This is a genomic window from Desulfovibrio sp. (assembly GCF_047607245.1).
Taxonomy (GTDB): domain Bacteria; phylum Desulfobacterota; class Desulfovibrionia; order Desulfovibrionales; family Desulfovibrionaceae; genus Desulfovibrio.
The window spans coordinates 1-22,235 of sequence record NZ_JASGDK010000140.1 but is presented as its reverse complement, the minus strand read 5'-3'; the positions used below and the strand labels follow the sequence as shown (position 1 = coordinate 22,235).

Sequence of the window (22,235 nt, the reverse complement as noted above, 5' to 3'; positions counted from 1 at the left end):
GTGAAGCCATCGTGATGCCCTCCGGGCAGCCCCACTCTGTCAGTGCGCTGGAGCGCTTCAAGATGTTGCTGGTTGTCATTTTTCCCTCTGAAATTCAATAGATTCCAATGCTACCGTGCCCGCCATGCGCGGGTTCACCCTAGCCTCCGCCGCAACGGAGCTGCAATTAAGGATACTATCATGAGTAATGCCATGTTCTGCTATCAGTGTCAGGAAACCGTAGGCAACAAGGGTTGCACCCAGGTTGGCGTGTGCGGCAAAAAGCCTGAAACCGCCGCTCTTCAAGACGTGCTGGTGTATGTAAGCAAAGGCCTTGGCCAGATCACCACCCGCCTTCGTGCCGAAGGCAAGGCCATTGACCACAAGGTCGACCAGCTGGTTGTGGGCAACCTTTTTGCCACCATCACCAACGCCAACTTTGACGACGACATTCTGGCCCAGCGCATCCGCATGACCTGTAGCGCCAAAAAAGAACTGGCCGCCACTCTCGGCAACAAGGCCGGACTCAGCGACGCCGCCCTGTGGGAAGCCGACGACAAGACCGCTATGCTCGCCAAGGCCGGAACCGTGGGTGTTATGGCCACCACTGACGACGACATGCGCTCCCTGCGCTGGCTCATCACCTTTGGCCTCAAGGGCATGGCTGCCTACGCCAAGCACGCCGACGTGCTTGGCAAGCATGAAGACAGCCTTGACGCCTTTATGCAGGAAACCCTTGCCAAAACACTGGACGACAGCCTGAGCGTCGCCGACCTCGTTGGCCTTACCCTTGAAACCGGCAAGCTCGGCGTGTCTGCAATGGCCCTGCTGGATGCCGCCAATACCAGCACCTACGGCCACCCCGAAATTACCAAGGTCAACATTGGCGTGGGCACCAACCCCGGCATTCTGATTTCCGGCCACGACCTGCGCGATCTGGAAATGCTGTTGCAGCAAACCGAAGGCACTGGCGTTGACGTGTACACGCACTCTGAAATGCTGCCTGCCCACTACTACCCGGCTTTCAAGAAATACGCCAACTTCAAGGGCAACTACGGCAACGCATGGTGGAAACAGAAGGAAGAATTTGATAGCTTCAACGGCCCCATCCTGCTGACCACCAACTGCCTTGTGCCCCCCAAGGAAAGCTACAAGGACCGCGTGTACACCACGGGCATCGTGGGCTTCACGGGCTGCAAGCACATTCCCGGTGAAATCGGCGAACACAAGGACTTCAGCGCCATTATCGCTCACGCCAAGACCTGCCCCGCGCCCACGGAAATTGAAACCGGCGAAATCATCGGCGGCTTCGCGCACAACCAGGTGCTGGCCCTGGCCGACAAGGTCATTGACGCCGTGAAGTCGGGCGCTATCAAGAAGTTCGTCGTCATGGCCGGCTGCGATGGCCGCGCCAAGTCCCGCGACTACTACACCGAATTCGCTGCCGGCCTGCCCAAGGACACTGTCATTCTTACCGCTGGCTGCGCCAAATACCGCTACAACAAACTCAACCTGGGCGACATCGGCGGCATCCCCCGCGTGCTGGACGCCGGGCAGTGCAACGACTCATATTCCCTGGCCGTCATCGCCCTCAAGCTCAAGGAAGTTTTCGGCCTTGAGGACGTGAACGACCTGCCCATCGTCTACAACATCGCCTGGTACGAACAGAAGGCAGTTATCGTGCTGCTGGCCCTGCTCAGCCTTGGCGTAAAGAATATCCATCTTGGACCCACCCTGCCCGCCTTCCTTTCGCCCAATGTGGTCAAGGTGCTGGTTGAGCAGTTCAAGATCGGCGGCGTCTCCAACCCGCAGGACGACCTCAAGGCTTTCCTCGGCTAGGTAGACACCACATACCCGAACACGCAGAAAGGCGCGCCCCTCAGGGGGCGCGCCTCGTGTTTTAACGCAACTATACTTTGACAAAATCCGGACCAATGGGGCTCTGTCTACTGCGACACTCTCAGGCCCTGATCCGGGTTTGAGCAGTTACCCTTTTTCAAGGTTGCTCTGCTTCAGGGGTTGTCGCTTCAGCCAGTCTTCTTTTGCCTATTTTGCCAACAGAACCCAGGCTGGCCCCTTGGCGTCCAGATGGCTGGCCACGAAATTGCCGCGCTCTTCGCCGCCACAAAAGACGTCGATACGGTTTTTCTTGATGGCCCCACCCACGTCCTGCGCAAAACCAATGCCCCGCAGGGGCACTTTGCCGCGCTGCTGGTCAGGAATGTTCACGCCATAGGCCACAATGGAGCCTAGGGGAATAAAGGTGCGGTCTGTGGCCAAAGAAAGCCAGTCATCAACTACATGGCCCATAGCTCCCGTGGGGCCACGGCTGCCGTATTTGAAAAAGACATAGCTTGGGTTGTCGTTAAGGATTTCGCGCACACGGTGCGGGTTGTCCTTGAACCATTGCCGTTGCTCAAAAATGTCGCCCTGTTTGAGCAAACCTTTTTCGCGCATGATGCGGCCAGAACTTTTGTACTTATGCCCGTTCTGCCCGGCATAATTAATGTATGCCTGAGTGCCGTCGTCAAAAACCAGCCTGCCGGACCCCTGTATTTCCAGAAAGAACACGTCCACCGGATCAGCGGCCCAGGCCAGTTCAAGCCCCTTGCCCGCAAGCACCTGCTTTTCTTCAATAGTGCGACGGTCATAATAGCGGCCGCGCTTGGCAACCACAGACTTGAGATCCGCCGGCAAACCGTAAATAGCCTGGGTATAGCCCGGCTTGCGTGTACGGCTGGCACGCACCATAGGTTCATAGTAGCCCGAGTATTTTATACCGTCAGGCACTTGTACCCACGTAAAGTTGGCAAGAAAAAGCTCCGGTTCCTTGTCCAGGCGGGGCAGTAATTCTTGAAGACGGGTAAGGGTACGCGAAAGTTCACCCCAGGTGACGGTAAGGCCGGGCCTTTGCACAGCAATAGCGCCCTGGGGCTTGCTGTTGACATAGCGCAAAGACTTTCGCACGGTAGGGGCTATGTCTTTCCAGCTGGTCAAATCCTGGTTGCGGGGCACCAGACAGCTCACAAAAAATTCCGGGCTTTCAAAGCCCACAGGCGGCCCTACTGGCTCCGGCACGGGCGGAGTCACTGTTTTGGCGCAGGCCCCCAGCACCAGGCACATTAGCAGCAATAGCGCCAGGCCAGACCTTTGACCACGCTGGCCCCAGGATGACTCGGAGCTGCAAGATACATATAAACAAGGAGCTTTTTCGTGCATGACACTTTCCCCATTCCTGATATCTGGATGCCCCACCGCGTTTCTTACGGAGAAACGGACACGATGGGCGTTCTTTATTACGCTGAATATCTTCACCTCTTTGAACGCGCCCGAGGCGAATACATCCGCCGCTGTGGCATGAGCTACGCCGAGGTGGAAAAAAAGGGCATCATTCTGCCCGTTCGTGAGGCGCAGTGCCGCTACCGTTCGCCAGCCCATTACGACGACCTGTTACAGGTGCGCGCTGGCATCAGCGAATGGACACGTGCCTCCTTGCGCTTTGTATATGAGTTATGGAACGAGGACAAGACGCGTCTGCTGGCCACGGGTATGACCCAGCATGCGCTGGTGAATAAGGAAGGCCGCCCTGTGGCTGTACCGGATTGGTTCAGAAATCTCACTTTTTCAGACAAATAATGCCCTTGCGGCGCAATGCCTTTCAAGGAGATATCAGGCAGCCTTGATTCTCTTTCAAATATCAGCTGCGGCATCCTTTGCGGCCACGCTGGACTGCTGCCTACAAGCCTTGCTGCTCTGAAAAGCTGTTTACACTGAATCCGGCCTGCCTGCTGCACACCGATAACATATTTGCGTCCGCACTGATCAATGCACGCGCAACCAAAATGACGGCCCCGGAGAAAACTCCGGGGCCGTACTATCTCGCAGTCTGGTGAGGCACAGCAACGCCAGACTGCGAGCGGAGGGGCGATGATAGAAAAAAATCTTTGCCGGATTACCCGAGCGGGAGCAAACCATATGCTTGAAACACAGCCGCAACCAGCCGGATGGAGGCCGGAAGACGTTTCAAACAAGGCATTGCCGACAAAAATCTTTCTTGCCTCTTTTAGAACAGATTGACTTTGAAATGCTTCACTCTTCAAAGCTGTCTTTCTGCAGAAAATGTAGTTTTCAGCAGAATTCGCGCCGCATTTCGCCGCAATGCGCTTTCGTGCAACTTTAGGTCAACTAAACTTTTTCCAAAGTTATTCTGCTTTAGTTGTCAGTCTTGCGTCCTGAATCAATGCGCGATGCTTCCAGGCGCTGAGCGTCTTCGTCTGCAGTTTTGCCTGAGCAGCAGCAGGACATTTCTTTTGGCTTGTCAGCTCCGCAGCCACCTTCGCAGCCGCAGCCGCACTGGCCCTTATTTACGGCCCGCACCATGCGCCGGATAATAAAAAAAGCCGCGCCTGCAATACAAAGTGCTACGACAATCAGTTGTGTGTCCATATGAATCACCTCATGGGAATATTTTGCTCTTGACGAAAATGAAAGTCAAGTTCACCAACAAGAGGCTCGACAACGCTTCTGGCGCTGATCGAGTTTTTACTTATTTAGTGGGAGGGTAATATTGATTTGCCCAGTATGCGGCAAAGCAACTGCTGAGGCAGATGCTCAAAGTCTGAAAGCTCTCACGCGTGGCTTAGCAACACAAAAAGCCGTTCTTGTCTTTGGGGCAAACCCCGACCAACCACGGCAATTTCACACCGCAACGGTTTCTGATGCATAGAGCCCGGCAGGGCAATGCAGCTCCGCCTGACGGAAGCAAAAGACTAAATATTTTCTGCGGCAGCTTCGGCCCGGCAGGATTCGCACAGGCCATAAAGATTATGGACATGCCCGCGCAGTTTGAATCCATACTTTTCAGCCATTTCACGCTGAAGCTTTTCAATGCGCGGATCGCATATCTCCACAATCTTGCCGCACTGCAAGCAGACAAGGTGGTCATGATGGCTGTCCGGCCTGGCTACTTCGTAGCGCGTGATGCCGTCACTGAAATGGATTTCCATAGCCATCCCGGCGTCACAAAGCAGCTTCAGGGTACGGTATACCGTGGTCTGCCCGATACCTGGGTCGCGTTGCAGAATGTGCTGATAAAACTCTTCAAGAGAATGGTGGCCCGGCAGCTCAAAAAAGGCTTCGGCTATGATACGCCGTTGCGACGTGGTGTTCAGTCCCTTATGGTTCATGAACTCCAAAAAGTCCGCCAGGCAGGCGTTGCGCTGTTTTGCTGTCATAATTTGCCTACCCCCGGTTGCATAATAAAATATTTTTCCGTCTCGCGCCACGTAAAAACAGAAGATGCTTTTGGGGCGGATTCAGGTTGAGTTTCAATATATACAGCATTACTTGTGACGTACTTTCAGGCAAAAAGCAATGGATTACAAATGCCTGATCAAGCCGAATATCCCGGAACCACAAACACCGTGAGCACATTGATCCATTGCCGTGAGCCGCATAGCCTGTCAGGGAAATAAAAAAACAAAGGATTTAAACGGGCTTCAATTTAACGCACATTTCAAATACCATTTGTCCAGGCTCTTCTGATTCACTTGACAGACATATTGAGACTGAATACTGTTTTCAAAAAAAGAAAACTCACCTTTGCCGGACATTGAAACTGTCCGCAGAAAAAAGGAAAACATCATGTCCAATCTGATCAACACGAAAGTAGAACCCTTTTCTGTGCAAGCCTATCAGGCTGGCGATCTGAAAACTGTCTGCGACCTGGACCTGCTCGGACACTGGTCTGTATTTTTCTTCTATCCGGCTGACTTTACTTTTGTATGCCCCACTGAGCTCGAAGATATTGCTGAAATGTACGATGACTTTAAAAAACTGAACTGCGAAATCTACTCTGTTTCATGCGACAGCGCCTTTGTGCACAAGGCGTGGGCAGACGCTTCACCCAGTATCGCCAAAATCAAGTATCCGATGCTTGCCGACTGCGCGGGCACTCTTGCCCGTTCCTTCCATGTTCTGATTGAAGAAGCCGGCCAAGCCCTACGCGGCAGCTTTATTGTAAATCCTGAAGGCATCATCAAAGCCTACGAAGTGCACGATCTGGGCATTGGCCGCAATGCCGAGGAACTGCTGCGCAAGCTCGAAGCCGCCCAGTTTGTTGCCGAACACGGCGACCAGGTGTGCCCCGCCCGCTGGAAGCCCGGCAAAGCTACCCTGAAACCGGGCCTGGATCTGGTAGGCAAACTGTAGTCCCTGTTTTTCTCAGCCCCATCAAACTGTACACTCCTCCTCTTGCTTGACCTTCTGACAGAGACCACCCGCCAATGCGGGTGGTCTCTTTTTATATGTATGCCTCAGAAGCATGAGTCTTTGAGGTGTGTGAAAAGCTGCTTCAGCCAGACGCTTTCACGTTGCGCTAGTGCAGGCACAGAAAAGCAACCCAGAAGAATCACCGCGCGATAAACGGACCAAGGGTGACGTTCAACACAGAGCTCACCGCAAAAGCTCCTGTGCTCTGCCCTGTCTAGCTGATTCGCCTTTTAATCCTGTCCAGCCTTTCCTGCATGAGAAAGCGCCCGGTAACGGAGTTGGGGTCGGCCACAATGGCCTCAGGTGTTCCGGCAGAAACGATAACTCCGCCATTTTCACCACCACCCGGCCCCATATCCAGCACATGGTCCGAAGCCAGAATCATGTCTGTATTGTGCTCGATGACCACCACGCTGGCCCCCCTGTCCACCAGGGCATGCAGCACCTTGATGAGTTTGCCTACCTCATGCATGTGCAGACCAGTTGTGGGTTCGTCCAGAATATACATGGTGCCCGGCAGCGAGCGCTTGCCCAGTTCACGCGAAATCTTGATGCGCTGCGCTTCCCCGCCCGAAAGCGTGGTGGCGGGCTGCCCAAGCCGCAGATACTCCAGCCCCACCTCTTCCAGTACGGCAAGGCGGCGTTCCAGCGTCGGGTAATTTTCAAACAGCTCTCTGGCCTGACGCACCGTCAGATTGAGCACCTCGGCGATGTTCAGGCCCTTGTAGCGCACCTCGAGGGTTTCGTGGTTGTAGCGCTTGCCCTTGCACACATCGCAGGTGACATACACGTCGGGCAAAAAGTGCATTTCCACCCGAATCTGACCATCGCCGCCGCAGGCTTCGCACCTGCCGCCACGCACGTTGAAACTGAACCGCCCAGGCTTGTAGCCACGCTTGCGGGCGTCCTGCGTCATAGCGAATATATTGCGAATCTCGTCAAATATTTTGGTGTAAGTGGCCGGGTTTGACCGCGGCGTGCGCCCGATGGGCGTTTGGTCAATGGCCACTATGCGCTCAACGGGGGCAGCGCCGTTCTCATAGGCCAAGCCGCCGATGGTGCCGGGCTGATCCACGCGCAGACCAAGGTTCAGCGCCAGATGCTTGTAAAGCGTGTCCACTACCAGCGAACTTTTGCCGGAACCGGAAACCCCGGTCACGCAGGTCAGCACGCCAAGAGGAATACGGCAGTCCACATTGCGCAGGTTATTGGTGGTTACATTGTGCAGCACCAGTTCGCCCTGCGGCTCACGTCGGGCATCGGGCAAGGCAATTGTGTCGTCACCGCGCAGATAGCGGGCCGTGAGGGTGTCTGCCTTTGACAGCAGGTCGTCCACATTGCCCTGAAACATAATATCGCCGCCGTGTGCGCCGGAACCTGGGCCAAGCTCGATAACCGTGTCAGCTTCGCAGATGGTTGCCTCGTCGTGCTCTACGACCAGAACGGTATTGCCCCGCGCCTGCAGCGAACGCAGCGTACCCAAAAGGCGCTCGTTGTCACGCGGATGCAGGCCAATGGAGGGTTCGTCCAGAACGTAAGTTACACCCACAAGGCCGGAACCCAGCTGGCTCGCCAAGCGAATACGCTGCGCTTCGCCGCCGGAAAGTGTGGACATGGACCGCCCAAGGGAAAGATATTCCAACCCCACACTGCGCATGAAAGACAGGCGGTGGGTCAGTTCCTTCATAAGCGGCTCGGCTATGACCACATGGCGGCCTGAAAATTCGCGTTTGTCCAGCCACTCCAGAGCACGTTCAACCGAAAGGCTGCAGAAGGCGGCAATATTGAGATCGTCCACGCGCACGGAAAGTGCGTTGGCATTAAGCCGCGCGCCCTTGCAGTCGGGGCAGTCCATCGTCTGACGGTAGCGCGAGAGGGCTTCGCGCCAGGCGTCGCCATACTGCATGCCGCTTTCCAGCAAGGGAATAACGCCTGGCCAGCGCTTGTCGTTGATACTCACATCACCCGTGCTTCTGGCTGCGGTGAAATGCTCGCTCTGATAGTCGCCCCCGGCTCCAAGAGCCACGTTGCCGCCCATCCAGTTACGGCGCAGCCCCTGGGAGGAACGCGCGGGTTTTCCTTTTTCGTCCTCACCATAAAAAAGCGCGGCCAGAGCATCTTCAGAAAAATCTTCCAGCGGAGTGGACAGCGTGAACTTGAAGCGCTTGCCCAAAGCCTTGAGCGCGTCTTCGTAACGGCTGAACATTTTTTCCGTTGCCCAGGGCAAAAGCACGCCAGTATTGAGCGAAAGCCCCACATTGGGGGCAATGAGGCGCGGCTCAAAGTAATCGACCCCGCCAAGGCCCACGCAACGCGGGCAGGCCCCCTGAGGCCCGTTGAAGGAAAAAAGCTGCGGGCTCGGCGCGGGCAGCGAAATACGGCAATGCGTGCATACCGAAGACGTGGAGTGCACAGTATCGGCATCCTCACCCGCTGCGGCATTGTCGGGCATGTGCACCACAAGACGGCCTTCACCATAGCGCAGGGCCAGCTCTACCGAATCCGCCAGGCGTCCCCGGATACCTTCCTTATTGACCAGACGGTCTACCACAAGGTCGATGCTGTGCTTTTTATTTTTGTCCAGAGCAGGCACATCATCCAGTGTATAAAAAGCACCGTTGACGCGCACCCGGGCAAAACCCTCGGCCTTGAGTTTTTTGAACTTGTCCTGATGGGTGCCCTTTTGCAGTTCTACCAGCGGAGCCAGCACCATAAACTTGGTGCCCTGCGGTAACGCAAGGATATCAGAAATAATTTCGTCTGCGGCGCGGGCTTCAATGGGACGTCCGCACTGGGGGCAATACATGCGGCCAAGCCGGGCAAAAAAGACGCGCAAAAAGTCGTAAATTTCTGTAACCGTGCCCACTGTGGAGCGCGGGTTGCGCGATACGCTCTGCTGCTCAAGTGAAATGGCAGGCGAAAGACCTTCAATTTTTTCCACATCGGGCTTGTCCATCTGGGGAAGAAACTGCCGGGCGTAGGCCGAAAGGGATTCCACATAGCGTCGCTGGCCTTCAGCATACACAATGTCAAAAGCCAGTGTGGACTTTCCCGAACCAGAAGGCCCGCAAATGACCACCAGCTCATCACGAGGGATGTCCAGGCTGATATTTTTGAGGTTGTGTTGGCGGGCCTTTTCGATGTGGATGCAGGGCTTGTTGGTGCTGGTGTTCATGAGGGCATATGTAAGCGTGCCGAGGCCGATTGGCAAGATGCCCCTGTTCTTTTACCCCTGCCCTTGAAATGAATACTGAGGCAACAAGCCGATTTTGATAGGAAAACAAAACTGAATAACTCCTGCCGCCCTTGCATGGACAATAAATGGCAAAAGCGGTATAAAAATTTTTACGGACGCGGGCCCATCAAACTGACCCGCGCAGGGAGTATATTATGATTTGCCAGCGCGCACGCACTCTTCTTTTTGTTTTGGCACTTGCCGTCATTTCGGCTCTTGCCCTTGCCCCCGCTGAATCCGGGGCTACCGGGCAAGAACGTAATGCGCGGGAGGTTTTTGCCAGCCTGCCCGAAAGCATTTTTGAAAACACCCCTGAAGGTCTGAGCTCACAGGAAAAACAGAAGTTGCTGGCCAAAGGCCAGTCCGACTTTTGGGAAGTGGCCGGTGAAACAGAAGATATCATGGTTTTCGCCAATCTGCCCTTTCATGACGTGGCGGTGGCCCTGCGCCTTTTCCGGCACAGCAATGACGCATCCCTGGACGCAGCCATAGGCACTCTGGGCGGTACCGTCTGCACTGTGGAGCTGTGGCGCATGGACGCTTCTGGACGCCTTGTGCCTGTGGATACCCCGCCGGAGCCCGCGATTGAAGAGTTTTTGGCCAAGGATCAGAAGTTGCCCCCGGACGTGCAGGCGACAGTTATGATCTGCCTTGGCCTTGGCGGCCTGCGGGCACAGCCCCTGTTCTGGACCAGCACTGGCATGGCCCATGTGCCTGTGGCCTATGACATTGGCTACCAGTGGAACGGCAAACTTTTTGAAAAGTATGTGCAGCCTAGCAGCGACGCACAATAGAACTGTGACGGCGCAAGGTCTTGAGGCCTTGCGCCCCGACTACTTGCAATTCTGTTTTTTGCCCCAACGGCAGCACAAACAGCAGCCGGGGCAAGCACTGATGCTGCCCACCAGTTCTGTTCGGGCATGAATCTATCAGCCTGCCCTCTGACGCACCGGCCCAGATCAGCCTGCCTTGGTCAGCCTGCCCGCCTGGCCCGATCAGTTTTTATCTACCACGGCAGCACTTGCCGCCAGCAAGGCTGTTGCATTTATGCGAACCTGCCTGTTGGCCTCGCCCAGCACATCGGACGTGAGCCCCAGCATGCGGGCAAAACGCTCCAGATCTTCTTGCGGGCTGGCTTTGAGCCTTTCCCACAACAGATCTTCTATAAGGTTATGCAGGACCTTGCGCAAATTCGCCACTCGCTGCCCCTTGCCCGTCAGTTCATAGAGCTGGCTTTTTTTGTCGCCGGGCGTTTTATGGGGCGCAACAAATCCTCTCACTTGCAGCCTGGCCGCCATCGAGGATACCCCGCCCCGCGCCATGCCCAGCTTTCTGGCGGTGATGAGGCCATTCAACGGGCCTTCGCTGGCAATAAGAGTCAGAAAATGCATCTCTGTCAGGGTAAGGGCTCCAAGTTCCGCCTCTCCCAGGCTGGCCCCGGCCTTGTCAAACAGCCCGTTTACCTCTTCCATACGCTGCGCAATACTCAAAATGCCGCCAATAACGCGCTGCCGTAGTTGTTCTTTATCTGACATGACATCCCACCTGTTTTTCCTGCCGCAAGCGTATCAATGTTGGGTGACCGAGAAACAACACACTTTTGTTTTGTTTCCAGACCAGATTTCACGGCACACGCACAAGCGCCGCCTCCCTGGATGGAAAGCGGCGCGTATGAAACAATATCATAATGTTACGGGCTATTTTTCAAGCCACTCCTGTAATTTTTCTTCCAGAGCCGCCGCTTCCATACGCGAGGCGTCGTACATGCCCGCATCTCCACGCTGGCGCGCAGCCTCGGACAGGATAATGGCCGCAGCCACCGAAACATTAAAACTCTGGATCATGCCGTACATAGGGATGTAAAGCTCGCCATCAGCCTGCTCAAGCAGATCCTGTTCAACCCCGCTGTGTTCGTTGCCCATAATGATCGCCGTGGGCTTGGTGAAATCCCACTCTCTCAAAGGCCGTGCCGTGGGAGTGCAGGATGTGGCGAGCACCTGCATGCCCTGGCCGCGCAAGTTTTCCATAAGAGCAGCGCTGTCTTTGTGGCGCACGCTTTCTACCCATTTGCGGGCGGAAGCCGAAGTTTTGCGGCCAAGCACGGGAAAGGGCGTGTTGGTGTAATACAGATTTACCCGGCTGACGCCAAAGGCATCGCACGAACGATAGATGGCCGACACATTGTGCGGATCATGAATATTCGCCAAAACCAGCGTAAGGTCAGGCTGGCGATGGCTCAACACTTCAAGCAGGCGGGCCTTGCGCCTTGCCGTGGGTTCCTTGGGCATGTGGTATTCCTTTGCTGTTCTGTTCTGGCCTTGTTATGTCTCAAAAAAAACAGGTCCAGGCAAGCGCATTGTCTACATGGGCTGTCCAGTATATACTGCCACCAAACTGCAAACACCCAAATACATGCCGGAGCCTTATAATGAAGATTCTAGCGCAGCTTGTGGCGCTACTGCTAACCCTTTGCCTGCCCGCCGCCGCACTGGCTGCTCAAGGGCACCCAAATCTGCCCGGAGCCGGGCTGGACATCGGCTGGACCATTCCTTTCGTCTGCATGCTGCTATCCATAGCCATCATGCCCCTTGCGGCCCCGCACTTCTGGGAACAGCATTTCGGCAAAATTTCAGTGTTCTGGGGAGTAGCTTTTCTGCTGCCCTGTGCTCTTGTTTTTGGGCCTTCTGTAGCGCTGTACGAGTTTTTGCACATCATCATTCTTGACTACATCCCATTTATTATTCTGCTTTTTTCTCTTTTTACAGTGGCAGGCGGCGTGCGTCTGACGGGTTCACTTACGGGCACACCTCTGGTTAACACGGCTCTTCTGGCTGTGGGTACGATTCTCGCCAGCTGGATGGGCACCACAGGAGCGGCCATGCTGCTCATTCGTCCGCTGTTGCGGGCCAACGCCCACCGCCGCTACAAGGTGCACAGCGCTGTGTTTTTTATCTTTCTTGTTGCCAACATTGGCGGTTCACTCACGCCATTGGGCGACCCGCCGCTCTTTCTGGGTTTTCTGAAGGGCGTCAGCTTTTTCTGGACCACAACCAACCTTTTTTTGAAAACCCTGCTGCTCTCTGTGATGTTGCTGCTTATCTATCTGGCGCTTGATGCAGTGCTGTTTGTCAAGGAAGGCAAGCCAGTTCCCCCTCAGCCCCATACGGAACATCCGAAAAAACTGGGGCTTGAAGGCAAGGTCAACCTGCTGCTTCTGCTTGGAATTGTAGTGGCTGTGCTGCTGTCCGGCCTGTACCCGCTGGGAACGATCACGGAAATATATGACGTGCCCGTTGAAGGGCAGAACTTTCTGCGCGACCTGACGCTGCTGATCCTGGCATGGCTTTCTCTGCGCCTTACCAGCAAAGCCAGCCGGGAGGCCAACGGTTTTTCCTGGGCTCCCATTGAAGAAGTCGCCAAGCTTTTTCTGGGCATCTTTGTCAGTATGATTCCGGCCATAGCCATTTTAAAATCTGGTACAGACGGCGCACTGTCTGGCCTCATACAGCTTGTATCCAAAAACGGCCAACCTGATAACGCCATGTATTTCTGGCTCACGGGCGTACTTTCAAGCTTTCTGGATAACGCGCCCACCTACGTGGTCTTTTTCAACACCGCCGGGGGCGACGCCCAAAACCTTATGGTCAATGCCCCTGCGACCCTGGCCGCCATATCAGCGGGAGCCGTATTTATGGGGGCCAATACCTACATTGGCAATGCGCCCAACTTTATGGTGCGCGCCATTGCCGAAAACCAGGGCGTGCGCATGCCAAGCTTTTTTGGCTATATGGTGTGGTCTGGCTGCATTTTGCTGCCGCTCTTTCTGCTGCTCACCTGGCTTTTCTTCTAAGGAAGCACTGACTAAAGAGCCTCCTGGAAACGCGCAGTTATTTCGTTTGGCAAGGCGCGATCTTTTTTTGAAGCAGGAGTGGACTCTTCCGTCCTCAACTGTTTAAAAAAGCGTGAAGTAACGCCGCCAAACGGAATAACTCAGCGTTTCCCTAAAACAACCCGCACTACAGACGCAACATGCCCCTAAAGTTTTTGCTTTAGGGGCATGTTGCGTTATGGAAAAACCAAATCAATCAAAAACAATTGCGTCAATTTATGGATAATTTTCCAGCAGCATCCATCCGGTTTTTCTGATAGACCGCACTGGCACAAAAACTGTCTAGAACGCCTTGGACTTAAACATGTCTGTCCACGAAGATTCCTTGGGTGCCGGATGGCTGGGGTCAACCCAACCCAGCACCTGACGCCCCATATCCCATGCAAGGGCACGGGCAATGAGGCTTGAAGGGTCTTCAGGGTTCACTTCCGTTACGGAGAACAAATAGAAATCGTGCACCTGGCGCGCGTCCATAAGACCGCCCTGCGCCATAGACCACAGAAGCGTACCGGTCTTTGCGTCATATACTTCCATTGCCAGCGAAAGCGAACTGGTGCCGCCGGAACCGCCGTCCATATAATGATTTATGTATCCGCCCACCAGCATGTCAGCCCCCCGCGACCGGGCAATGGCAAGAGCGCGCTGCGGTTCGAAAGGTCCGGCATTGGCATCATACTCAAGCGTGGAAAAAGCATTGAGCGACAACCACACCTGCCATATCTGGCGTGAAAACATGTTGCTGAAGGTAACGGCGTTGGACATCTGCTGCACTGTCCGCAACGGCACAAAGAGCGCCGTAGGTCTGTAGCCCAGGGGTTGCGTGGGGCGGACATAAATGGCCGGAGGCTGACGGCGCACAAAGTTGTTCACCTGCACCTGTATGGGCGCTTTCAAGTCACCCGTAAGGGAGTACGATGTGCGGCTGTCGTCCGGTGTTCTGGAACACCCAAAAAGCAGAAAAAGCAGCAGAAAAAATGCTGCTGTGCTTAAAAGGCGCAGTAAGGGCCAAACCACGTCTGCCGGGTTTTGGCTGCGCCATATGCCTGAAAAAGATGGGCAGGTATGCATATTTTTCTCCTGGCTTAAGGCCAGCCGAGCTGGTTGTCCTCAGGGCAGAGCAACATTGAAATATTTGTCCTGTGAGCGCAAACCGTTCAATAACGCGCCATAACTCTGTACAAGGCGTGCCCGGCTTGCGGGCATGCGCTTGTAGCAACCCTAAAAAGCAGACCATGACGCAATCATGTTTTTGCAATCAGCAAACGCTCAAAAAACTCCATCCCACGGGCGCTATATATTACAAATACCGCTAAAAATCCGGCATGTATCGAAGCAGCGCCAGTATATTGGCATTTGCTAAAACCGTGCCAGAGCACAAAATAGCCGTTCCATCGCCCCGCAGGGTTATGGAACGGCTATGACACGTTCATGCCGGACGAACGCATGCGTCAGCTCACTGTCACATGCGCGCAGCCTGAAAAATCTGGAGAATCAGGGGGGCAATCAACAGAATCACCGGAGCCAGCCCCATAAGAGTCTGTGGCCAGGTAAGCCTGAGCGCCGCGCGGCAGCCTATGAGCACACAAGCCACCATCCAGACAAACCCCACTAGCGACCCCAGCAGAGGCACCACGCACAGCAGGGTGGGCGCTGCAGAATAAGCCAGCACCTGAAAAACCTGACCAAAATCAGTACGGCTGCCACGCACAAAGCCGTAGGTAAAGTTTATAAGCGCGCTGAGCACATAAAGCTGGATAACGGACATGCCAGTTTTGATCAGCAGGATCATTGGCAGGCTCATCTGCGGGGAAAGCATGACGAGCATTTTTTCCAGTTGCGGGTCAGAAGCCGCGCTGGGCGCGATGAGGGACATGAACACCCCCGACCATATGCGCTCAACAATGACCTGAACCACACTCACCAGCAGGTAAAAAATCAGGGCACGCATTTGCGAGCCGCCAGGCTGCACCTGGCTGAAAACGCGTTGCGCCCCAAACATGACGCGCATGCAGGTATGATAAAAAGCCGCAAGCCAACCATCCGGTTCCGGAGCTGTTTCCCAGGGGATGGGCCCCTCGGCATGCTCGTCGTAATGACCATCATCATCGTCGTGATGCTCATCGCCGTTGTCATCATCCGTATCCATTGCACGGCGCTTGCGCTCGTACGAACGGTCATCTTCGTCGTAACGGCGGTTCTTCTCACGTTCGTAGGCGCGGCTGGCTTCTACACGCGGGTCTTCATCAGAATTATCAGAGTTTTCAATTCCGCCCCTGTCAGAGCTGCGCCATTTATCCTGCGCCTTGGGCTGGGCATTACCCATATCCCGGTCGCGGCTTTTATTTTCGTGCTGCGGGGCATCCTTTTGAGCTGCGTCGTCACGCGACCATGAGGGGCCGCCGGGCACAATAGCTCCGGGGGGCAGGGGATCGTCCTCGCCGGGATCTCGCGAAACCTCTGCGGCAGAATCCTGATGGCCTGTGGAATCCGTATAGTCCTGAGAAACAGGAGCCGCGGCCTGGCCCTGTGCCGTATCCTGATCCCCGGTCTGAGGCGCATCCGGCAGAACTTCCTGCACGCCAGTATCGGGCGCGAAACGGAAACGGCAGGAGCACTGGGGGCAGGTGGCGATAACCGCACGCGCTGGCAGGCGGTTGGCGGGCACTTGGCGGCTGAAGCCGCAACGCGGACACGTAATATTCACAAAAATTCTCCTGGTAGGCTCATCTGCTGTTCGAAAAATTCAGTGTATACTATCCACAGGCCCGAACGCTGGCAAGAGCCACCTGTACAGCCAGGGCGCAGCTTGACCCTTGCAGCTCGAATACCGTGCGTATAAACGCTTGCATTATACCGTCACAAAAGTTTCCAGCTATCTCAGCGGCAAGCTTCGCCTTTTATTCTGGATGGCTGCCAGAAAAATGCACACCTACATAATCGGCTTGTTCTTCCTGATATAACAAGGAAATTTATCCCGTGCCGAGACGGCCTGAGAATTAAATTTTTCTGGCTTGATAGCAACCAGTTATTGTTCCTGTTTGCATGTCCTATATGGTTGACATCCCCTGCGGGGGGCTATACCGTGGCAGCACAAGGGGAGTAACTGGGTTCTTGAAACCCGGGCGGCATCAACAGCATGGCTTAGGCCTGGTGCCGTCGTCGGTTCCGCCGATTAGTGAGACCTTGGCGTCAACGCCAAGGTCTTTTTTTTATTTTAAGGAGACAACATGACCATTCGCGCCCTGCGGCCTTATATTCTTGCTGTGCTTATGACCATTCCCGGTCTGGCCCTTCACCTTGCGCCATCAGACATCTCTCCTCTGCTTGTGACGGCACTTGCCGGGATGGCCATTCTTGGAGCTTCATTTCTGCTCACCTGGGCCTGTGAAGTGGCGCAGATGGACATGCCGCAAGCGGTAGCTGTGGCAGTGGTCGCCTTTATTGCTGTGCTGCCCGAATACGCAGTGGATATGTACTTTACCTGGATGGCCGGCCAGCAGCCAGACAGCCCCTATTCACACTATGCCATTGCCAATATGACCGGGGCCAACAGGTTGCTTATCGGCGTTGGCTGGTCGGCAATTGTGCTTATCTTCGCCGGGCGCTTCCACTCTGCCGTTGCCCTGCATAGCGACAAGCGCACAGACGTGCTGTTTCTTGCTATGGCAACAATCTACGCGCTGTTCATTCCCCTCAAAGGTTCGCTTACCTGGGTGGACGGCCTGGTGCTTTTGGGCATTTACGTCTGGTACATACTCATAATCATGCGCCGGCCCGTTGAGGAAGAAGAGCTTGAGGGACCAGCCGCCGTTCTGGCCCGGCTGGCTAAAAAAATTCGCCTTCGTAGCGTGGGTGCCATCTTCGTTTTTTCTGCCCTGGTGATACTTGGCAATGCCGAATCTTTCAGCGAAGGTTTGGTAGCTAGCGGCAAAATGCTGAATATCAACGAATTTTTGCTGGTGCAGTGGATCGCCCCTCTGGCCTCGGAAGCCCCGGAGTTCATTGTGGCCCTGATGTTCGCTTCACGAGGCAACGCCGGACTGGCTCTCGGATGTTTGCTTTCTTCCAAACTTAATCAATGGACACTGCTGGTTGGCATGATCCCCGGCGTTTACGCAGTGTCTTCCGGTGGACTTACTCCTCCCATAAACCTTGACACGCACCAGTTTCAGGAAATATTACTCACAGCCGGGCAGTCTCTTTTTGCCGTGGCATTGCTGCTGGATCTGCGCCTGCATGTGCGCGAGGCTATCTGGCTGCTTCTGCTCTTCAGCCTGCAGTTGCTCTCCCCCTTGTATGATGTGCAACTGGAAGCCATGCTGGGCCTGCCCCACGATCCCCTGCGGCTGCATTTCTTCTATGCCAAGGTATACCTGGTGCTGGCGGCAGTGCTGCTTATCAAGAACTGGCGGCAGGCCTGGGATCTTCGCAAGGGATTCAAAGTTTAAAGAAAGCGTGTATACTGTGAAGCAACGGCAAACAGGGCTTAAAAGAGGAAAAAACATGCAGCTTCCTATTCAGGCTTTGCGGATTTTTCACTTTTCTGCCCTGTTGCTTTCGCTTTCAGCTTTTATCCGTACGCTCCATAGATCAGGAACGTCGCAACGCCTGCTCCACAGTCTGGGCAGGGGCACCACGCCGTCACGGCGCAAGTATGGCGGCCCCACCCCTGAATCCGGGAGCGCGTGTAAGGAACAGTGCCTCTGGCAAGATGCTTCGCCTTCACCCCTTACTGGTTATCAAGGTATTATATCCATGCCGCGCCTTTTGTCCTTTCTGCTGCTGGCGCTGCTGCTCGGTGAACGGGCGGCAGAGGCAGCACGTATGCCGGATCAGCAGCCCCTTTCTCCCGCTCTTTCCCAGGAGTTCACAGCCACCGCTGACCTGACGGAAACGAGTACAAGCCACGAGCACCCGCCCGCAGCGGAACCTGGGGAGCATGCCAAGCCGGAAAGTTCTGCAAAAGCAGGCACATCAGCTCAGGAAAATGCAGGAAAGCAAGAACAGGCAGTTCCTGCCGACCAGTCTGCCCGGGACAGCGCCGCCGCCATTATTTCCGGTTCACGCAAACCCGGCATCATAGAGCACCAGTATGTCCGGGACGAGGGCGGCAACCCCGTCATCAGCATCAGCTACCCTTCTGTGGGCAGCAAAGAAATTGACAGCGATATACGCCAATGGGTCACGGGTATTGCTACGGCTTTTGAGCAAAGCTGTAGTAATGGAAGCTTCGCGGCTGGCTCCAGCCTTGACGGAGACCGGCCCCCCTTTGAGCTGTGGGGTTCATACAGCGTCACAGCTCCCTCGCCCGCAGGACTTAGCATCACGTTTGAGGTATGGACGTACACGGGCGGAGCCCACGGCAATCTTGACGTCATAACCTTGAATTACAGCTTGCTTACCGGGCAACGGCTCGGGCTGGTCGACCTTTTCGAAGACCCGGATATGGCCCTGAACCTCATGTCCGCATGGTCATACAAAGAGCTTTCGCGCCGCTTGGGCGGTATGAGGCAAGAGCAGATGTTGCGGACCGGGCTTACCCCTGTGCCGGAGAACTTTGCCAGCCTGACCCTGACCCCGCAGGGCGTGCGCATCAATTTTCAACCCTATCAGGTTGCACCGTGGGCGGCTGGGGCGCAAAAGGTTGATATGCCCCTGGATCAATTGCTGCCAGCCAATCCGCTGCTGCGCCTCTGGGGACGTTAACCCGTCACCCTCAGTCTCATTTTTACTAAAGCCCCGTACAAACCAATGGTCTGCACGGGGCTTTTTCTTTTACGTAACGCCAGTCGGCAATATCAGCCTGCCGTCTTGAAGGTTGAGCGCATTTGTCCAGATGAAGGCTAACCTTGAAATGCTTCACGTTTCACAGTTGTCATTTCACTAAAAAACGCACCCTCGGCAGAATTCGCGCTACATTGCGGCGACCTGCACTCTCATGCAGTGTTAAAACATGTAAATTCTTTCAACGGTAAAATGCTTTATTCCATAAATTCCACAATGCCAGCAGCCAGAACCCGGCCAGAAGCGTCATAGACAGCAGCAACCTGACCGGGCGCAGATGGAAACTGCGGGGTTGCGAATTCAATTTCAAGGCAACCATCTGCATTCAGGTTCACCCTGGCGGGTGCGGGCTTCTGGCGGTGGCGCAAACGCACCAATGTTTCTTCCGGCCAGTATTGCGGCGCCAAAGAAACATTGGCCAAAGCCGTAATGCAACGGCTGACGCCCAACAGAGCGCGCGGCCCCACGACAAGAGCATTGGCCGAACCGTCCTTGGCAAGCACGTACAGAGGCTCACTGTGGGCAATGCCCAAACCCTTGCGCTGCCCTTCGGTGTAGCGCCAAAGCCCCTTGTGGCGGGCGATCTCTCGCTGCGTTCCGTCTGCATTTCGCAAAAAAACAGGGCCAGCGCCGGGAGGAACAATGGCCGCAGCCTGCCAGTGCCGTTCGAGAAAAGGCCTATACGCTTCCGTTGAAGAGCCGGAGCCGGAATCTTGAGCAGCAGAAGCGCCGGAAGCCGGGGCAAAGCAGATGTCCTGACTCTCATGCGGCAAGGGCACATTCAGGCCTGCCTGCGCCACAATTTCACGAGTGCGGCTTTTGTCCTGCCCTGCCAGGGGGAAGCAGGCCTGCGCCAATCGCGCCCGTGGCACGAGACTTAAAAAATAGCTCTGATCCTTGGCCGTATCGTGGCCCGCGGCCAGCAAAGGCAGGTGGGACGTGCCTGCGCCATATGCCTGCGCGGCAGTATTCTCCTGCGTGGCGTTCTCCTCTTCCGGTGCGCTCACAAGCCGTGCATAATGCCCGGTGGCAAGCTTATGCGCGCCGAGTTCCTTCGCGGCGTCAAGCAATGCCCCGAACTTAACAGCCCGATTGCACAAAGCGCAGGGATTGGGCGTGCGCCCCTCTGCGTAGGCTGCTGCAAACGGGGTCAGCACCTCATGCTGAAAAACAGGCCGCAGATCTGCGATATGCAAGGGTATGCCAAGAGATGCGCACGCCTCTTCAAGACCTGAGGGTGGCGCAAGTTCCGCCTCTGGCAAAAAAAGGCCGTGCAGGGCCAGCACGTTGTGCCCGGCCTGCTGGAGCATTACGAGGGCGCAAAGACTGTCCACTCCGCCGCTGACGGCAACTGCCACAGTGCACGGAGGGGTTGTGTTGCTCATAACCATAGCGCAGTCCCCAATGCAACCCGCGATTTCATCGCGCTCACACGCGGGCGGGGCGCATTTTAGCACCAGTATTCAGGTGATTATTAGAATAAAAATGGGGAAAGAACGCCCTTGCCTGCAAGAACCTTCTTTCCCCAGTAAAAGAAAATTTTACGGCAGTTACAATATCTGATTAAGGAACTGGCGCAGACGGGGATGGCGGGGGGTGGTAAACAGGGTTTCGGGCCTGCCCTGCTCCACAATCTGTCCCTGATCCATAAAAATAAGTCTGTCAGCCACGGTGCGGGCAAAGCCCATTTCGTGGGTGACGCACACCATAGTCATGCCTTCTTCAGCCAACTTGACCATAACGTCCAGCACTTCGCCCACCATTTCGGGGTCAAGCGCTGACGTCGGCTCGTCAAAAAGCATGATGGCGGGCTGCATTGCGAGAGCACGCGCAATGGCCACACGTTGCTGCTGCCCGCCAGACAACATGGCTGGATAGACATTGGCCTTTTCGCTGATGCCCACTTTTTTGAGCAACCCCAGTGCGCGGGATTCGGCTTCTTCGCGCGAAAGCTTGCGCAGCTTTATGGGCGCCATTGTCAGATTTTCCAGAACGGTCTTGTGCGGAAACAGGTTGAACTGCTGAAAGACCATGCCCAGATTCTGACGAATCAGGTTGATATCATTATCCGGGCTCATAATATTTTCGCCCTGGACTGTGATACTGCCCTGATCAATCTCTTCCAGCCGGTTGATTGAGCGCAACAGGGTCGACTTGCCGGAACCCGATGGGCCGATGATAACCACACGCTCGCCGGGAGCGATATCCAGACTCACATCCTGCAAGGCAGGCAGCGAACCAAAATATTTCCAGACATTGCTTATGGTAATAATTGGGGCGGTGGTGCTACTTTCCGTCATAATAATTCAGCCTGGATTCCATAATGCTCACGGTTTTGGAAAGCATAAGCGTGATGACAAGATACAGCAAAGCCACCACGGTATAGGTTTCAAAGTACAGGTAGGTGGTGCCCACAAAGCTTCTGGCCCGCTGCATGATATCAGGCACTGCCATAATGGACACAAGCGACGTGTCTTTGAGCATGGCAATGCATTCATTGCCCACAGGCGGCAAAATGGTGCGCATAGCCTGAGGAAGCACCACATAGCGCATGGTCTGAAAGCCATTGAAGCCCAACGAGCGCGCAGCTTCACTCTGCCCTTTGTTGATGGCGGTGATACCTGCGCGAAATACTTCGCCCATATAAGCGCCATAACAAAAACTGATGGCAACGACAGCGGAAGTAACGCCGCTCACCTGCACAAAACGTGAAAGCGCGTAGTAGATATAAAAAATCTGCACCAGCAGCGGAATACCGCGAATCACTTCCACATAGGTGGAGGCGATGAGATTTATAATGCGGTTGTTTGAAATACGCCCGAGACCAGTGAGCAGCCCCAAGGGCACGGCACAGCATATGGAGAGAACAGTAATCTTGAAAGTAATCAAAACGCCGTCAGGCAAATAAAGCAAAATACGTAAATAAGGCTCGGGCCAGAAGAGGCATAGTGCAAACAAAGTAGAAATTGCCCCGACCAGGGCAATAGACCAGGCGTTTATCAGGCGCCATTCACGAGGATCAGGGATGGAGGCTCCATCCGTGACCATAATGATATTGCCTTTGCTTCCGTCTTTTTT

Annotated in this window: 18 protein-coding genes; 7 read left to right on the top strand and 11 right to left on the bottom strand. The window is 55.0% G+C overall.

What is annotated here, in order from left to right; all coding sequences use genetic code 11:
* The first annotated feature begins 192 nt into the window (after window positions 1–192).
* Window positions 193–1,818 carry a hydroxylamine reductase gene (gene hcp / locus QM579_RS11140; RefSeq protein ID WP_414999217.1) on the top strand — a complete coding sequence of 542 codons (1,626 nt, stop codon included), beginning with the start codon at window positions 193–195 and terminating at the stop codon, window positions 1,816–1,818.
* Between the two features lie 207 nt (window positions 1,819–2,025).
* Here the strand turns inward: hcp and QM579_RS11135 are convergent, their stop codons facing one another.
* Window positions 2,026–3,057 (bottom strand): MltA domain-containing protein, encoded by a 1,032-nt coding sequence (locus QM579_RS11135; protein ID WP_414999215.1) that lies wholly within the window; start codon window positions 3,055–3,057, stop codon window positions 2,026–2,028.
* A 168-nt stretch (window positions 3,058–3,225) separates the two neighbouring features.
* Here QM579_RS11135 and QM579_RS11130 point away from each other — a divergent pair, with 168 nt between their 5' ends.
* The gene (locus QM579_RS11130) at window positions 3,226–3,615 is read left to right on the top strand and encodes an acyl-CoA thioesterase (RefSeq protein ID WP_414999216.1); all 390 of its coding nucleotides are present in this window, start codon (window positions 3,226–3,228) and stop codon (window positions 3,613–3,615) included.
* A 576-nt stretch (window positions 3,616–4,191) separates the two neighbouring features.
* Here the strand turns inward: QM579_RS11130 and QM579_RS11125 are convergent.
* Both QM579_RS11125 and QM579_RS11120 read right to left on the bottom strand, forming a co-directional pair.
* Window positions 4,192–4,425 carry a hypothetical protein gene (locus tag QM579_RS11125; protein ID WP_414999214.1) on the bottom strand — a complete coding sequence of 78 codons (234 nt, stop codon included), beginning with the start codon at window positions 4,423–4,425 and terminating at the stop codon, window positions 4,192–4,194.
* A 323-nt stretch (window positions 4,426–4,748) separates the two neighbouring features.
* Window positions 4,749–5,165, bottom strand: a complete 417-nt coding sequence (locus QM579_RS11120) for a Fur family transcriptional regulator (RefSeq protein WP_414999213.1) — start codon at window positions 5,163–5,165, stop codon at window positions 4,749–4,751.
* A 457-nt stretch (window positions 5,166–5,622) separates the two neighbouring features.
* Here QM579_RS11120 and ahpC point away from each other — a divergent pair, with 457 nt between their 5' ends.
* Window positions 5,623–6,189, top strand: coding sequence for an alkyl hydroperoxide reductase subunit C (ahpC, locus tag QM579_RS11115; protein WP_414999212.1), 567 nt, complete (start codon window positions 5,623–5,625; stop codon window positions 6,187–6,189).
* Between the two features lie 274 nt (window positions 6,190–6,463).
* Here the strand turns inward: ahpC and uvrA are convergent, their stop codons facing one another.
* Window positions 6,464–9,424: an excinuclease ABC subunit UvrA gene (gene uvrA / locus QM579_RS11110; protein ID WP_414999211.1), complete on the bottom strand. Its 2,961-nt coding sequence runs from the start codon at window positions 9,422–9,424 to the stop codon at window positions 6,464–6,466.
* 215 nt (window positions 9,425–9,639) lie between these two features.
* On the opposite strand from uvrA, the gene QM579_RS11105 reads away from it, so the two are divergent.
* Complete coding sequence (locus QM579_RS11105; protein ID WP_414999210.1) at window positions 9,640–10,278, top strand: hypothetical protein; 639 nt, start codon at window positions 9,640–9,642, stop codon at window positions 10,276–10,278.
* Window positions 10,279–10,479: 201 nt separating this feature from the next.
* Here the strand turns inward: QM579_RS11105 and QM579_RS11100 are convergent, their stop codons facing one another.
* Together QM579_RS11100 and QM579_RS11095 are read right to left on the bottom strand one after the other, a co-directional pair.
* On the bottom strand, window positions 10,480–11,019 hold the full coding sequence (locus QM579_RS11100) for a MarR family winged helix-turn-helix transcriptional regulator (RefSeq protein ID WP_414999209.1): 540 nt from the start codon (window positions 11,017–11,019) through the stop codon (window positions 10,480–10,482).
* Between the two features lie 162 nt (window positions 11,020–11,181).
* On the bottom strand, window positions 11,182–11,772 hold the full coding sequence (locus tag QM579_RS11095) for a TrmH family RNA methyltransferase (protein ID WP_414999208.1): 591 nt from the start codon (window positions 11,770–11,772) through the stop codon (window positions 11,182–11,184).
* Between the two features lie 140 nt (window positions 11,773–11,912).
* Between QM579_RS11095 and QM579_RS11090 the strand changes: the two genes are divergently transcribed.
* Window positions 11,913–13,334 (top strand): sodium:proton antiporter, encoded by a 1,422-nt coding sequence (locus QM579_RS11090; RefSeq protein ID WP_414999207.1) that lies wholly within the window; start codon window positions 11,913–11,915, stop codon window positions 13,332–13,334.
* A gap of 321 nt (window positions 13,335–13,655) precedes the next feature.
* Here QM579_RS11090 and QM579_RS11085 read toward each other — a convergent pair whose 3' ends face one another.
* On the bottom strand, window positions 13,656–14,441 hold the full coding sequence (locus QM579_RS11085) for a hypothetical protein (RefSeq protein ID WP_414999206.1): 786 nt from the start codon (window positions 14,439–14,441) through the stop codon (window positions 13,656–13,658).
* Between the two features lie 391 nt (window positions 14,442–14,832).
* Window positions 14,833–16,077 carry a YIP1 family protein gene (locus tag QM579_RS11080; protein WP_414999205.1) on the bottom strand — a complete coding sequence of 415 codons (1,245 nt, stop codon included), beginning with the start codon at window positions 16,075–16,077 and terminating at the stop codon, window positions 14,833–14,835.
* Between the two features lie 523 nt (window positions 16,078–16,600).
* Here QM579_RS11080 and QM579_RS11075 point away from each other — a divergent pair.
* Together QM579_RS11075 and QM579_RS11070 are read left to right on the top strand one after the other, a co-directional pair.
* Entirely contained in the window at window positions 16,601–17,821 is a 1,221-nt protein-coding gene (locus QM579_RS11075) for a sodium:calcium antiporter (RefSeq protein ID WP_414999204.1), read from the top strand.
* A gap of 55 nt (window positions 17,822–17,876) precedes the next feature.
* Window positions 17,877–19,079 carry a DUF3298 domain-containing protein gene (locus QM579_RS11070; protein ID WP_414999203.1) on the top strand — a complete coding sequence of 401 codons (1,203 nt, stop codon included), beginning with the start codon at window positions 17,877–17,879 and terminating at the stop codon, window positions 19,077–19,079.
* A 275-nt stretch (window positions 19,080–19,354) separates the two neighbouring features.
* Here QM579_RS11070 and QM579_RS11065 read toward each other — a convergent pair whose 3' ends face one another.
* From QM579_RS11065 to QM579_RS11055, 3 genes are all read right to left on the bottom strand, one after another.
* Complete coding sequence (locus tag QM579_RS11065) at window positions 19,355–20,542, bottom strand: tRNA-specific 2-thiouridylase (RefSeq protein ID WP_414999202.1); 1,188 nt, start codon at window positions 20,540–20,542, stop codon at window positions 19,355–19,357.
* A 165-nt stretch (window positions 20,543–20,707) separates the two neighbouring features.
* Window positions 20,708–21,457 (bottom strand): amino acid ABC transporter ATP-binding protein, encoded by a 750-nt coding sequence (locus QM579_RS11060; RefSeq protein ID WP_414999201.1) that lies wholly within the window; start codon window positions 21,455–21,457, stop codon window positions 20,708–20,710.
* Window positions 21,444–22,235, bottom strand: a 792-nt coding sequence (locus QM579_RS11055) for an amino acid ABC transporter permease (protein ID WP_414999200.1), incomplete at its 5' end; no start/stop codon positions are given. The genes QM579_RS11055 and QM579_RS11060, both read right to left, overlap by 14 nt.

Bases quoted from the DNA above. Each gene is read 5' to 3' on its own strand.
- hcp (WP_414999217.1), top strand. From the start codon at position 193: ATGTTCTGCTATCAGTGTCAGGAAACCGTAGGCAACAAGGGTTGCACC.
- QM579_RS11130 (WP_414999216.1), top strand. From the start codon at position 3,226: ATGCCCCACCGCGTTTCTTACGGAGAAACGGACACGATGGGCGTTCTT.
- QM579_RS11125 (WP_414999214.1), bottom strand. From the start codon at position 4,425: ATGGACACACAACTGATTGTCGTAGCACTTTGTATTGCAGGCGCGGCT.
- QM579_RS11120 (WP_414999213.1), bottom strand. From the start codon at position 5,165: ATGAACCATAAGGGACTGAACACCACGTCGCAACGGCGTATCATAGCC.
- ahpC (WP_414999212.1), top strand. From the start codon at position 5,623: ATGTCCAATCTGATCAACACGAAAGTAGAACCCTTTTCTGTGCAAGCC.
- uvrA (WP_414999211.1), bottom strand. From the start codon at position 9,424: ATGAACACCAGCACCAACAAGCCCTGCATCCACATCGAAAAGGCCCGC.
- QM579_RS11105 (WP_414999210.1), top strand. From the start codon at position 9,640: ATGATTTGCCAGCGCGCACGCACTCTTCTTTTTGTTTTGGCACTTGCC.
- QM579_RS11100 (WP_414999209.1), bottom strand. From the start codon at position 11,019: ATGTCAGATAAAGAACAACTACGGCAGCGCGTTATTGGCGGCATTTTG.
- QM579_RS11095 (WP_414999208.1), bottom strand. From the start codon at position 11,772: ATGCCCAAGGAACCCACGGCAAGGCGCAAGGCCCGCCTGCTTGAAGTG.
- QM579_RS11090 (WP_414999207.1), top strand. From the start codon at position 11,913: ATGAAGATTCTAGCGCAGCTTGTGGCGCTACTGCTAACCCTTTGCCTG.
- QM579_RS11085 (WP_414999206.1), bottom strand. From the start codon at position 14,441: ATGCATACCTGCCCATCTTTTTCAGGCATATGGCGCAGCCAAAACCCG.
- QM579_RS11075 (WP_414999204.1), top strand. From the start codon at position 16,601: ATGACCATTCGCGCCCTGCGGCCTTATATTCTTGCTGTGCTTATGACC.
- QM579_RS11070 (WP_414999203.1), top strand. From the start codon at position 17,877: ATGCAGCTTCCTATTCAGGCTTTGCGGATTTTTCACTTTTCTGCCCTG.
- QM579_RS11065 (WP_414999202.1), bottom strand. From the start codon at position 20,542: ATGAGCAACACAACCCCTCCGTGCACTGTGGCAGTTGCCGTCAGCGGC.
- QM579_RS11060 (WP_414999201.1), bottom strand. From the start codon at position 21,457: ATGACGGAAAGTAGCACCACCGCCCCAATTATTACCATAAGCAATGTC.